The organism is Algoriphagus sp. AGSA1 (assembly GCF_021390545.1).
Lineage (GTDB): Bacteria > Bacteroidota > Bacteroidia > Cytophagales > Cyclobacteriaceae > Algoriphagus.
Genome location: NZ_JAJUWR010000050.1, coordinates 1 through 12,407 on the forward strand (window position 1 = coordinate 1; position 12,407 = coordinate 12,407).

Here is a 12,407-nt window from a genome sequence, read left to right on the forward strand (position 1 = left end):
TCAGCTTCCTTCAGATTCCATCTCGCAATAGACACCCTTGCTTTCGACTATAGGATTCCGATCATTACGGCTCCTTAGGGACTCTCACCCTTTGGCACTGGCACATGCCCGGCACACTGAATAGTTTGGCTCCTTCGGAGCTGGCTTAAGAATAGAGTTGATGCTTTGTCTTTACAGACCGGGAGGTTTAGCCAGAAAGCTTTACAACCTTATTGCAACTTTAATTGCCTATTCCTTTCCCCTAAAAAGTCCGCAATCAAGTATCAACCCTTTGATATAAACCTAATAGCCGTTTTTTAAAGTCGAACTCAGGTTAGTAAAATCGCAGCTATACCATCGAAAAGGAACAAAGCGAAATGAGACGGTAATTGAGGTGAACATCACCCCATAAAAACCTGAAGAACCTTTAATATGTCTCGATGCTTTTCCAGAAGAACACCTAAGCTGCTTAGCGCACGGTACAACAGTTTCCTCGCAGATTTGACTTGGGAAAACTCCATGACCTCTGCAATTTCCACATAGGTCAAGCCTTCAAAAAAGTAAAGAGCCAGTATTTCCCGCTGCCGGACGGGGAGTTTATTACACGCATTTTCCAAAATCTGTTTTTGATCCAGGGTAAGAGAGGTATTGATCCCATGGTAATCGGGTGACACTGTGAGCTGGAAATTTCCTGACTCCCCAAAGTCCCCATCAAAAACCAGCTTTTTATGTTGCTTCAGCAGTCTCAACAGCCTTCTTCTAAAACATGAAAAAAGATAATATTTAACTGAATGGGCAGCGCCAAGTTTTGCTTTGTTTTTGATCAGTTGGTAAAACACATCCTGCACGGCATCATTGATAATCCCGGCATCCGTGGTGAACTGCTTCCCATAATTAAAGAGTTTGTGGGCATATAGCTCAAACAAGGTAGCCAATGCCTGCTCACTGCCCTGCAAAAATTCTATCCAAATTGTAGAATCCGAATGTTGGCTTAAACCGCCAGCATTATGGTTATCATGAGAATTCTCATTAGCCTTATGTAAAAATCCGCCTAGTTCAGATTGAGAACTCATGTTTTGGGTTTGTTATTGGCAAGAGCATGTGAAAAGCTAAATATTTTTATTTTCCACATCTGTCCTGCTAAAAATAGTAATTAATACTTTTACCGCAAATGCGGTAGAGGGATTGAAGCGGGATGAAGGAGGTTGGTTAACGGTTGGAAAACTGAAATATGCAGGCTTATGAATTAGGATCCCTTATTTTTCTGATTAATTAAGATATTCAGTATTAGGCTTTTTTACCCGTTTTGTCTGCAAAACTTTTTCAATAACAAAAAAAGGCCGCTTCATCCAAGAAACAGCCTTCTAATAGTAATACCCTTCATCATCTTACGGTTTTTTAAAGCATTCGGCTATTCTATGCCTTACGGTACGTGGATGAAAAGCGTCAGGTATTCCTCAAAACAAATTTTTCATCCTTTATTTCTTCACCGCTAACTGAATAGAAAGCTCAGTCAACTGCTCATCAGCTATGCTGCTTGGGGAATCAATCATCACGTCTCGTCCAGAATTATTTTTCGGAAATGCGATGTAATCCCTGATGGAATCCGATCCACCGAAAATCGCACATAACCTGTCAAACCCAAAGGCAATTCCTCCGTGTGGTGGCGCTCCGTATTCGAAGGCCTCCATCAGAAAGCCAAACTGCTTCTGCGCCTCCTCATCGGAGAATCCAAGGTGCTTGAACATCAATTGCTGGGTGGCCCTATCATGGATACGGATGGATCCCCCGCCGATCTCCACCCCGTTGATGACCAAGTCATAGGCATTTGCACGCACTGCTCCAGGATTCACATCCAACAGCGGGATATCCACCTTCTTAGGCGAAGTAAAAGGATGGTGCATGGCATGGAAGCGGTTAGTCTCCTCGTCCCATTCCAAGAGCGGAAAATCCATAACCCAAAGCGGCTTGAATACATTTCTATCCCTCAGCCCGAGATCTTCGCCCATCTTCAGTCGGAGCTCGGAAAGTTGCTTTCTTACTTTATTGGCCTCACCACTTAGGATCAACATCAAATCACCTGGCTCGGCATTGAAAGCCTCAGCCCAAGCCCGCAGATCCCCAGCAGTATAGAATTTATCCACAGTGGATTTGATAGTTCCGTCCGCATTGTATTTGGCATATACCATGCCCTTTGCTCCGATTTGCGGTCTTTTAACCCAATCCGTCAGCGCGTCAAGTTGCTTACGGGTATATTCAGCAGCGCCTTTGGCACAGATACCTACTACCAATTCCGCATCGTCAAAAATCCCAAAACCCTTTCCTTTGGCAATCGGATTAAGTTCCACGAATTTCATATCAAAACGGAGATCAGGCTTATCGTTACCATACAGCCTCATGGCATCTGCAAAGGTCATACGTTGCACTTCTTCCAGCTCCACTCCTTTGACGGTAGAAAAAAGATGCTTGGTAAGTCCCTCAAAGGTTGACAAAATATCCTCTTGATCCACAAAAGCCATTTCGCAGTCAATCTGGGTAAACTCAGGCTGGCGGTCGGCTCTGAGATCCTCGTCACGGAAGCATTTTACGATCTGGAAATACCGGTCAAATCCAGAAACCATAAGCAACTGCTTGAAGGTCTGGGGAGATTGTGGCAAGGCGTAAAACTCACCCGGATTGGTTCGGCTAGGAACGACAAAGTCACGGGCTCCCTCAGGAGTGGACTTGATCAAAACAGGGGTTTCTACCTCGATGAAGTTCTGCGCATCCATATACTTGCGTGTCTCCTGCATCATCTTGTGACGTAGCTGAAGCTTCTCACGGACTACATTTCTCCGAAGATCTAAATATCTATATTTCATACGGAGCTCATCGCCTCCGTCTGTCTCATCTTCTATGATAAATGGAGGCACTTTTGCAGCGTTCAACACCTCCAATGCTGTAACCTTTATTTCTATGGAACCTGTGGGGATTTTATCATTTTTAGAAGTCCGCTCGACCACCATTCCGGTAGCCTGCACTACGAATTCCCGGCCAAGAATCGCCGCTTTTTCCAAGAGCTCTTTTTCACTGGATTCCTCTTCAAAAATCAACTGGGTCAATCCATATCTATCCCGAAGGTCAACCCAGATCAATCCACCTTTGTTTCTTACCCGCTGCACCCAGCCGGCAAGTGTCACTTCTTGATTTATGTGATCTAGGCGAAGTTCGCCACAAGTATGCGTTCTCAGCATGTTATTTTAGTTTTTTTGGGAGGTCAAAGATAAAGAAATGACTGTGAGATTACAGGATTCATTGAAGGATTAGCATTTATTTCTAAAATTTCTTCACAGTTTCTCCAAAAAACAGGCAAAACCTTCAACAAAAGGCAATTTCAAAATGAAGTTTCCACTCCCTCTGGAAATAAGGTAGTACTATAAAATATGCTATCCCTTTTCAACGTTGGTACAATAGTTGGTAATGAGCGAACAAAAGGTTTCCACCTCAAAACTTGGATAAAAAGCCCGTTTTTGCTTTTTTGAAGAAATTTTCAAAAATTCCCCTAATAATATAGATTAATGAAAAAGATTTGGATAGGAATTGCTGCACTCGTTATCACCATTGGCGCAGCATCTTCACTCCAGTTTTTCAGCCTTCCTTTTCAGACAGAAAAGGAACCTGAGATCGTGGAACCACCTTTATTGGATTCTCTTCAAAATCAGGTGTTTCTCTACGGGATCAATGTCACGGGGCTGAACATAGTAGAAGGAACCGTCAGCAAAAACCAGACACTCGGATCCATCCTCGCTCCTTTCAATGTCCCCTATCAGATCATTGACGAAATCGCCAAGAAATCAAAGGAGATTTTTGATGTAAGGGGCATAGCTGCCAACAAGAAATTCACTGTAGTGACACCTGCGGATTCTACCAAGGCACAGTTCTTCATCTACGAGCCAAATCCTGCGGAATATGTAGTCTTCAACCTAGACTCCATCGACATATATAAGGCAGAAAAGCCTGCTGAATACAGAACCAAAGAAGCAGGAGGAGTTATTAATTCCAATCTATCCGCTGACATGGGAAAACAAGGCGTTACCTATGACATCATTGACCAATTTGCGGATCTTTATGGCTGGTCAATTGATTTTGGGGCCTTGCAGAAGGGAGATAAGTTCAAAGTCTCATATGAAGAAAAAGTAATTGACGGAATAGTAGTAGGGGTATCAGGAATACAAACCGCATTTTTTGAGCATAAAGGGCAACCTTATTACGCTATTCCTTTCGAACAAAATGGAGAGGTCAATTTCTTTGATCAGAATGGGGAGAGCTTTAAAAAGGCATTTCTAAGAGATCCTCTGAAATACACCAGAATCAGTTCCAGATACAATTTACGCAGGTTCCATCCGGTACAGAAGCGATACAAAGCTCATCTAGGAACTGATTACGCCGCCCCTACCGGAACAGAAATCCGGTCAGTAGGCGAAGGCACTGTTACCGATGCCCGTTACACATCTGCGAATGGCAATTATGTAAAAATCAAACATAACGGAACCTATACTACCCAGTACTTACACATGTCAAAAATCGCCAAAGGTATCAAGCCTGGCACCAGGATCAGGCAAGGACAGGTGATTGGCTATGTGGGAAGTACAGGTTTGGCTACTGGGCCACATTTATGCTTTAGATTCTGGAAAAACGGCAAGCAGGAAGATTGGTTAAAAGAGAAAATACCTCCTTCTGAGCCAATTGCAGCCAGCAACAGAATGGCCTTCGAATCCAAGAAAGTAGAATATATGGAAAGGCTGGCGGCAATCAGACTTCCAGGCGATCCTGAGGTGCTACTCGCAGAAGCTCCAGAACCGGCAGTGTCTATCAAAAGTGAATAGTTTTTAACCACGTAAATACAAAGCGTAAATCTCCGGGTTTACGCTTTTTTCTTTTTTACCACAACGTACGCCAAGGGATCAGTCCTAAATGCTCAGGATTCATCCTACATCGTGCTGTGAAAACTTGTATCAATACGCTTTTGATTTCCCAATATTCTGTTTCATTTCTCTAGGATGAAGAACCTGTTTTTTGTGCAATGCGATTGTGCTTCTTGTACAACTTACGGTAGTTAACTTTCAAACTTCCAATACATTTTGTTGGGCTGATCACAAATATCTTTATACTACTGATCGTGCCGTCGGCACTCTGTAAAACATATAAACCATATCCTTGACCCAGAATTGCATTCTGGGCATCTACAGGCCTTGCCTTTGGCAAGGAAAATCATTTTGCAGGATATGAGTTGATATAAGCTTTTGTGCCAAAGGCACAACAGGTGACCGCCCTGAATGCAGCAAAGCGAAATTCAGGGGTAGGAAATCCTAATGAATCCCCCAGGAATGCCGGCGGCACGTTCGGTAAATCCTTGGTCACTCCTACATATGTGGATTCCTATAGCTCTGGCAAAAACTATGGTGGATTGAGGGCTATGTGATCCAACACCCGTTATGTACACAAGCATCACGATCCCACCCCAGATATTCTGACTGATCTCTTTGGCACTAGTTCAAGACTTCAGTCTTGGACTAATTATAATGCAGTCTTCAGACTGCTATCGCTAGATTGGGAAATGAAGCCTGAGATTTCGCTCTTTCAGCCCAAGCTTCGAAAATTTAGACAATCTGTGCTCTCCGCGGAAAACTCCCTGTACTCAGCGGCTGATCAAAACAAAGTCTTTGATCAGTTTACGTAACTTGCAGCCAAAATCCATTTTCTATTTACAGTGGAAGCAGATCAATACATTCGAATCAATAAATACCTCAGTGAAGTTGGCTTTTGCTCCAGACGTGGTGCGGATAAACTCCTGGAAGAAGGCCGGATAACCATCAATGGAAAAGTACCTGAACTCGGCACCAAGGTAGGCCCTAATGATGTAGTGGCTGTGGATGGAGAGGCCGTGGGTAAACCCAAACAAGTCCATACCTACATAGCTTTCAACAAGCCCGTTGGAATAGTGAGTACCACAGATACAAAAGGGGAAAAGAACAACATCATAGACTATATAGGGCATCCCCAGCGGATTTTTCCTATTGGCAGACTCGACAAAGACAGTGAAGGGTTGATTTTCCTGACCAGTGAGGGGGACATAGTGAATAAGATTCTCCGCTCAAAAAACAATCATGAAAAGGAATATATCGTCACAGTAGATAGACCTGTGAACGATGAATTTATCAGATTGATGGGGGCAGGCGTACCTATTTTGGATACTGTCACTGAACCATGCACTGTAGTACGTATCAGCAAATTCAAATTCCGTATAATCCTAACACAGGGATTAAACCGACAGATAAGGAGAATGTGTGAGCACTTTGGCTTCAAAGTAGTACAACTAAAGCGGATCCGTATCATGAATGTACATCTGGATATTCCTGTGGGAAAATGGAGAGATCTGACAGAGAAGGAGCTTTCCGAGATCAATGAGATGATTGCTGATAGCTCGAAGACATTTGATTAAGGGTCTAAATTTCACATTAACCACAGAGTCCAAGGAGGTTGACGCAGAGGACACAGGCTGATAGACACTTTTAGGGTTTTAGGAAGCAACTATCAAAATGCGTCCTATTAAAATTCTCTATTTGCTAGAACTCAAACAATACCTGTTTTGCTGCTTCTGGAGAAGCAGCAAAACCTAACAGAATTCTACTTCTGATACACCCTTACATAGTCCACTACATATTCTCTCGGAAAAGCAGAGGCACTAGGATCACCTCCATTTCCTCCAATCGCTAGGTTGAGCAGGATATAATGAGGCTGATGGAAAGGATTAAAACCATCCGGATTAACAGTTCTGGCAAGATCTACCTCATTCAGTAGCTCATCATCCAAGTATAACTTGATAAAATCCTCAGTCCATTCCATTCTCCAAAGATGGAATTTACTTGGCCATTCAGGATCTTTCTTTAGAAATTCCCCAAAAGGTATTTTAGCTTCATCCCATTTGGCATTGTACTGTCCCTCATCCGCCCAGGCTGCATTGGCAAGGATGGTTGCCTCTCCTTTCACCAGATAGTATTCCATTACATCTATTTCTCCATTGGAAGGCCAAGGCTTAGAGACACCTAATGTCCAGATTGCCGGCCACATGCCCAGGGCAGTGTCTATTTTTGCACGCACTTCCATGATTCCATACTTGAATTCATATTTGCCCCGGGTATTGATGCTTGAGGAAGTGTATTCGGCAAATTCCCGGTTTCTCCTCCAGTCTGAACTTTCTTTATCGTAATCATCATTAATCACCTGCTCTCTTTTCCCCGTAATCACCAACTTGCCTCCCTTTGTTTCTGCATTATTCTTTTGATACCACTGCAGTTCTTGATTTCTTTTAAAACCTTCTTCGAAAGACCACTTGATTGAATCAACTGATCCACTCTGGTCAAACTCTTCTTGCCACACAAGTTTATAGGCAGTGCCGCTTGGGCTGAACTGGGCAAAGACAGTGGAAATCAATGGAAACATGAAAAGAGTGAGGAACAATCTACGGATGGGCTTTATCATGTGGGCAATATAAAATATTATATGTATATCCGCTTTCCTACCAGGAAGGAATCAAAAGCGACATAAGATTTCGTAAACTTTAGCGATGATAATCTGGTCAGGAAAGGGCGAAGGTGGGTAAGAAATCTTTTGTAACTTGAAATCGTCTATACTATCGTCTGTTCAGAATCTGATATGGCATTATCTATGAATTTTCCTATCAATAACACAAAACTCTCAGTCCTATTTGATTCGCAGGCTATCACTGCACAGCGATGGAGATCCTCAAGCCCCAAGGAGCGGGCAGAACGCTTAAAAAAAATCAATGGATGGATCAGGGATAACCTAAAACAAATCCGGGCGGCACTGAAAAGTGACTTTGGCAAACCTGAGGCGGAAACTGATCTGAGTGAAATTTACCCGGTGATCACTGAAATCAAACACACCCTAAAAAATCTGGAAAAATGGATGAGGCCGGTGCGGGTAAGCACTCCGCTCACTATGCTGGGCACATCAGGCAAAATCCACCCCGAACCCAAAGGAAGATCCTTGATAATCGCTCCTTGGAACTATCCTTTCAATCTGGCTATTACCCCGTTGGTTTCTGCCTTGGCAGCAGGGTGTACCGCCATTATTAAGCCATCTGAATTGACCCCAAATTCTTCTGCCTTACTGGAGAATATGATCAAGGAACTTTTTGATCCCTCCGAAGTGGCTGTGATCCAAGGAGAAACAGAGACCTCCCAGGAGCTGCTGAAATTACCCTTTGACCATATCTTCTTTACCGGAAGTCCATCGGTAGGAAAAATAGTGATGAAAGCGGCGGCAGAGCACCTGACCTCCGTGACACTGGAACTGGGAGGAAAATCTCCCGTGATCATAGACCGGAATGCAGATCTAAAAGATGCGGCAGAAAAAATCCTGTGGGGGAAATTTGTCAACTGCGGCCAAACCTGTATTGCCCCAGACTATGCCCTGGCACATGAGAGTATCCTTCAGGAACTGTTGATGGAATTGAAAGTAGGACTTCAAAAAATGTATGACACTGAATATAAAGGAATAGAGCATTCCCATGATTATGCCAGGATCGTAAACGAAAAACATTTCAGCCGGCTGTTAGACTATCTAGCTGATGCCCTAAACCATGGTGCCACACTGGAATTTGGCGGGCATACCAATCCTTCAACACAGTTTATAGAACCTACGATTTTGACCCAGGTGGACGATTCCATGAAAGTAATGCAGGAAGAGATCTTCGGCCCGCTGCTCCCTATCAAGACCTACCAAACCCTCGAAGAAGCTGTATCGTATATCAACTCCAAACCGAAACCATTGGCACTTTATTTCTTCGGAAGGGACATAGACAATTATGAAACCGTCATACAGGAAACCAGTTCTGGAAATGTGGTAATCAATGATTGTGTACTTCACTATTCCCACCCTAACCTACCATTTGGTGGAATAAACAACAGCGGCATCGGGAAAGCACATGGATATTTTGGCTTCTTGGAATTCAGCAATCAAAAAGGCGTACTCAAGCAACGAGTAGGAATGACTAGCCTAAGCCTAACAAGACCTCCCTATGACCTGAAGACAAAAAAACTCATCGCTTCGCTGATCAAATGGTTTTAATGTATGAACCCTTTACTAAACAAATTCACAAAATCCGCTTTTTTAACTTTAGCCGTTATTGCTATATGGGCCTGTAGTCCTGACGCACTAGAAAACCCTGCTGGTGGTGGGCTACGGGAAAAGACGCTGCTCAACCTGTCTTATGGTTCGGCCAACAGCCAACTTCTGGATATATATCTGCCCGCAGGCAGGTCCACAGAAAGTACCCCTCTCCTTATATACATACATGGCGGAGCCTGGGTAGGGGGAAGTAAAGAGGAGTTTGTTGCCTTTAAGGAAACTTTGACTTCCTTGTTACCAGAGTATGCTTTTGTGGCGATAAACTACAGCCTTTACAATTTGAGCACAGGGATCAACTCCTTCCCTCAACAGGAACATGATGTGATAGATGCGGTAAACTATATACTCTCAAAAGCCCCCGAATGGAACGTATCGGATAAAATCATTCTGGCCGGTGCCAGTGCAGGAGGGCATCTGGCTTTGTTACACGCCTACAAGCATCAACAAACTGGAAATATACAGGCTGTCATTGCCTTTTTTCCACCTACTGACCTTACCTCCCTATTTGACTTCAGCTCTATCACCAGCATAGGTTTGCAGGGATTGGTCGGTGGAACCCCGGAATCGGATCCAGAAGCTTACAAGGCATCCAGTCCTCTTAGTTTTGTTGATCAGAAAACAGTCCCTAGCATTTTTTTTCATGGAACCCTAGATACGGTAGTCCCCATTTCGCAAAGCGAGCTATTAGCTAAAGCGCTGCAAAACGCAGGGACAGAATACAAATTCACCATTGTGCCTGATGAAGGCCATGGGTTCAAGGACTCAACTTACCGTAAACTCTTGCAAGAGGCATCCATATTCTTAAAAAACCTTTCCCAATAAAAAACCCCGCCGAGGCGGGGTACCGATATCATTCAGACTTTCTCTAGTCCCGTAGATTTGGCGTTTCTTTTGATCGCCTGTACTACTTTTTCTGAAGGCTGGAGCCGGATTTGATCCACCTGCTCTATTGTGCTCAGCACCTCTACATATTCTTGCATCAGCGAATCATCGCTATGCAAGGCTTGCACTAAGAGTTCTTGCTCTACCTTCGGCATTTCCTGATATATATACCTTATCAGGTCATTTGGGGTAAATGGTTTTATCATATGCAAAATTTAGTTGATTCATTTTCTTCCGCAGGTGGATCAGCGCATATCGCATTCTCCCCAAAGCGGTATTAATACTGACCCCGGTCTTATCAGCTATTTCCTGAAAGCTCATGTCCAGGTAATGTCGCATGATCAAGACCTGCTTCTGGGTCTCGGGAAGCTCTTCAATAAGACGCTTCACCAATTCAATATTATCCTCACGCACCTGACGGTCTTCCACATTTTCTTCCGCAAACTGAAGCGAATTGAAAACATTGGAGCCGTCTTCCATTAATATAGTGGGGTATCTCTTGGCTTTCCTAAAATAATCAATGGCCAGATTATGAGATATACGCATCACCCAGGGCTGAAACTTCCCTTCTTCGTTGTATTTGTCTGAATTTAGAGTCTTTACGACTTTCACGAATACATCTTGAAGCAAATCCTCAGCTATTTTCTGATCCTTAACGATCAGAAATATTGTGGTGTACATTTTATTCTTGTACCGATCTACCAATAGATCGAAGGCAGCATCACTACCATTTCGATACTGTGCTATCAATTCGCTGTCCTTAGGACCAATTCGTTTACTCATTTTAAGTTGGTTTATTATAAACGTAAAGGTCTAGGCCATAGTATCGGATTAGGATGAAAGAAAATGAAAAGGTTTTTAAAAGTATGATTTCAGAAACAACTCTGCAAAGAAAATCCAATGATTTTATGTCCAAAGTCCAACATCAGGCTAAATCAGAATAATATTTCGCCTGACCACCATAGCACAATTCAAAATTAGTTCACTTCAGAGTTATTAGCGAAAAACACCCAATGTTTATGCCAAAAAATGTTAAATCACAGGCATTGTCCAAAGTAAATTACTCTCCATTCAGCAGAAGATTTCCACCGCAATGCGTAACTTCGCTAGCTGGAAATTTAAAATTACAATAATGGAATTGACTGGAAAAATAATCCAAAAACTGCCCGAAGTAGGCGGAAAATCAAAAAGTGGAAACGAATGGAGAAAACAGGAATTTATCCTGGAAACTCCCGGACAATATCCTAAAAAAGTCTGTGTGGCACTTTGGGGAGACAAAATCGATCAATTTTCAATCAACATCGGAGAAACTGTCACCCTGGGCATAGATGTGGAAAGCAGAGAGTATAATGGAAGGTGGTACACTGAGGTAAAAGCCTTCAAAGTAGAGAATAAAGGAGCAAGTGCGGCGGCCATGCCGGAGGTGGACAGCTTCCATTCAGAAGGCGAAGAAGACAAGTTACCATTCTAAGACCGACTGCTATGTGGGACGATGAAGATGATGACGAAGGCTGGGATGACGGGGATGAAGAATTTGATGCCGGAAAGGAGCATGACAAGATCTATAGGCATCCCCTGATGAAGAAAGCCAAGGATATATTTGGACTCACCCGGGCATTAGTGGGAAGTTTGGATGAGGCGAGAAAGGAGCTCTACGGCAATATTATGATGGAAGACGCCACGGTCATGAGCACTAAATTCGCCGGGGCAGAAAGCATCTCTGACTATGTGCTGAAAATGGAGAAGGCCGTCATTATGAAAGTACATGCTAAAAGCCTCTATTCCATGACCTATCAACTCGGGATGGAAGAAACCCATGCTGAGGAGCATCTGGAACTTTTGCGGGAAGCGATAGAAGAGTACCGTTTACTCTTTAAGGAGTGGATCAAAGGATTTGATACGGACGAAAAGTATGATGACGGATGGGGGATCTTTACGGATTAGTTAGGGCTTGCTGAAAAAGTCTCAGGTATGCCAGCTTCAAGGCGACCGAGTGAAGATGTATGCTTATACTTCGAATGAGGCCAACGCAGAAGATGGTATGGCTGAGGCTAGCTTAAAAATCCCGGTTTTGGTATTTTTTGGTGCACGGATAAAGACCTCTTGTCGTCAAAAAGCTTGCACTTGCTGAAAAACTGCTCGCATGAAAAATGAGCTAATCAGTCAAAACGATAGCTTTTAATTTGTTACTGGCGTTTTTCAGCATGCCCTAGTTACTTCCAAACTGAAAACCAAAGTAAGCACCCGCCCCCATCAGAAGCAAGGCAATAACTCCAAGTAGGACTAATACATCCAAGGGAATTTCCCAAGGCACATCCCCAATCTTAAATCGAATAATCTTTTTCCAATTCATA

13 protein-coding genes are annotated in these 12,407 nt (G+C 43.3%); 7 read left to right on the forward strand and 6 right to left on the reverse strand.

Annotated features, from left to right (window positions below):
• Positions 1-380: 380 nt before the first annotated feature.
• Both LZF95_RS24515 and aspS read right to left on the reverse strand, forming a co-directional pair.
• A complete protein-coding gene (locus LZF95_RS24515) occupies positions 381-1,052 on the reverse strand; it encodes an RNA polymerase sigma factor (RefSeq protein WP_233758025.1) in 672 nt (223 codons plus the stop codon).
• Positions 1,053-1,457: 405 nt separating this feature from the next.
• A complete protein-coding gene (gene aspS, locus LZF95_RS24520) occupies positions 1,458-3,212 on the reverse strand; it encodes an aspartate--tRNA ligase (RefSeq protein ID WP_233758026.1) in 1,755 nt (584 codons plus the stop codon).
• A 324-nt stretch (positions 3,213-3,536) separates the two neighbouring features.
• Between aspS and LZF95_RS24525 the strand changes: the two genes are divergently transcribed.
• The 3 genes from LZF95_RS24525 to rluF all read left to right on the forward strand — a co-directional run bounded on the left by LZF95_RS24525 (position 3,537) and on the right by rluF (position 6,460).
• Positions 3,537-4,844 carry a peptidoglycan DD-metalloendopeptidase family protein gene (locus LZF95_RS24525; RefSeq protein ID WP_233758027.1) on the forward strand — a complete coding sequence of 436 codons (1,308 nt, stop codon included), beginning with the start codon at positions 3,537-3,539 and terminating at the stop codon, positions 4,842-4,844.
• Between the two features lie 419 nt (positions 4,845-5,263).
• Entirely contained in the window at positions 5,264-5,440 is a 177-nt protein-coding gene (locus tag LZF95_RS24530) for a hypothetical protein (RefSeq protein WP_233758028.1), read from the forward strand.
• A gap of 288 nt (positions 5,441-5,728) precedes the next feature.
• Positions 5,729-6,460, forward strand: a complete 732-nt coding sequence (gene rluF, locus LZF95_RS24535) for a 23S rRNA pseudouridine(2604) synthase RluF (protein ID WP_233758029.1) — start codon at positions 5,729-5,731, stop codon at positions 6,458-6,460.
• A gap of 185 nt (positions 6,461-6,645) precedes the next feature.
• Here the strand turns inward: rluF and LZF95_RS24540 are convergent, their stop codons facing one another.
• Entirely contained in the window at positions 6,646-7,500 is an 855-nt protein-coding gene (locus LZF95_RS24540; protein WP_306422413.1) for a glycoside hydrolase family 16 protein, read from the reverse strand.
• Between the two features lie 186 nt (positions 7,501-7,686).
• Between LZF95_RS24540 and LZF95_RS24545 the strand changes: the two genes are divergently transcribed.
• On the forward strand, positions 7,687-9,111 hold the full coding sequence (locus LZF95_RS24545) for an aldehyde dehydrogenase family protein (protein WP_233758030.1): 1,425 nt from the start codon (positions 7,687-7,689) through the stop codon (positions 9,109-9,111).
• A gap of 3 nt (positions 9,112-9,114) precedes the next feature.
• The gene (locus LZF95_RS24550; protein ID WP_233758031.1) at positions 9,115-9,993 is read left to right on the forward strand and encodes an alpha/beta hydrolase; all 879 of its coding nucleotides are present in this window, start codon (positions 9,115-9,117) and stop codon (positions 9,991-9,993) included.
• Positions 9,994-10,025: 32 nt separating this feature from the next.
• Here LZF95_RS24550 and LZF95_RS24555 read toward each other — a convergent pair whose 3' ends face one another.
• Positions 10,026-10,259, reverse strand: coding sequence for a hypothetical protein (locus LZF95_RS24555; RefSeq protein ID WP_233758032.1), 234 nt, complete (start codon positions 10,257-10,259; stop codon positions 10,026-10,028).
• Positions 10,234-10,836, reverse strand: coding sequence for an RNA polymerase sigma factor (locus LZF95_RS24560; protein ID WP_233758033.1), 603 nt, complete (start codon positions 10,834-10,836; stop codon positions 10,234-10,236). The genes LZF95_RS24555 and LZF95_RS24560 overlap by 26 nt, the downstream gene beginning before the upstream one ends.
• Positions 10,837-11,185: 349 nt before the next feature.
• On the opposite strand from LZF95_RS24560, the gene LZF95_RS24565 reads away from it, so the two are divergent.
• Together LZF95_RS24565 and LZF95_RS24570 are read left to right on the forward strand one after the other, a co-directional pair.
• Complete coding sequence (locus tag LZF95_RS24565) at positions 11,186-11,524, forward strand: DUF3127 domain-containing protein (RefSeq protein ID WP_233758034.1); 339 nt, start codon at positions 11,186-11,188, stop codon at positions 11,522-11,524.
• Between the two features lie 11 nt (positions 11,525-11,535).
• Positions 11,536-11,997 (forward strand): hypothetical protein, encoded by a 462-nt coding sequence (locus LZF95_RS24570; protein ID WP_233758036.1) that lies wholly within the window; start codon positions 11,536-11,538, stop codon positions 11,995-11,997.
• Between the two features lie 265 nt (positions 11,998-12,262).
• Here LZF95_RS24570 and LZF95_RS24575 read toward each other — a convergent pair whose 3' ends face one another.
• Positions 12,263-12,406, reverse strand: coding sequence for a hypothetical protein (locus LZF95_RS24575; protein WP_233758037.1), 144 nt, complete (start codon positions 12,404-12,406; stop codon positions 12,263-12,265).
• Between the last annotated feature and the right edge of the window lies 1 nt (position 12,407).

Coding starts and splice junctions, on each gene's coding strand:
- LZF95_RS24560 (WP_233758033.1), bottom strand. CDS start 10,836: ATGAGTAAACGAATTGGTCCTAAGGACAGCGAATTGATAGCACAGTAT.
- LZF95_RS24575 (WP_233758037.1), bottom strand. CDS start 12,406: ATGAATTGGAAAAAGATTATTCGATTTAAGATTGGGGATGTGCCTTGG.
- LZF95_RS24525 (WP_233758027.1), top strand. CDS start 3,537: ATGAAAAAGATTTGGATAGGAATTGCTGCACTCGTTATCACCATTGGC.
- LZF95_RS24565 (WP_233758034.1), top strand. CDS start 11,186: ATGGAATTGACTGGAAAAATAATCCAAAAACTGCCCGAAGTAGGCGGA.
- LZF95_RS24515 (WP_233758025.1), bottom strand. CDS start 1,052: ATGAGTTCTCAATCTGAACTAGGCGGATTTTTACATAAGGCTAATGAG.
- LZF95_RS24540 (WP_306422413.1), bottom strand. CDS start 7,500: ATGATAAAGCCCATCCGTAGATTGTTCCTCACTCTTTTCATGTTTCCA.
- LZF95_RS24545 (WP_233758030.1), top strand. CDS start 7,687: ATGAATTTTCCTATCAATAACACAAAACTCTCAGTCCTATTTGATTCG.
- LZF95_RS24570 (WP_233758036.1), top strand. CDS start 11,536: ATGTGGGACGATGAAGATGATGACGAAGGCTGGGATGACGGGGATGAA.
- LZF95_RS24555 (WP_233758032.1), bottom strand. CDS start 10,259: ATGATAAAACCATTTACCCCAAATGACCTGATAAGGTATATATATCAG.
- aspS (WP_233758026.1), bottom strand. CDS start 3,212: ATGCTGAGAACGCATACTTGTGGCGAACTTCGCCTAGATCACATAAAT.
- LZF95_RS24550 (WP_233758031.1), top strand. CDS start 9,115: ATGAACCCTTTACTAAACAAATTCACAAAATCCGCTTTTTTAACTTTA.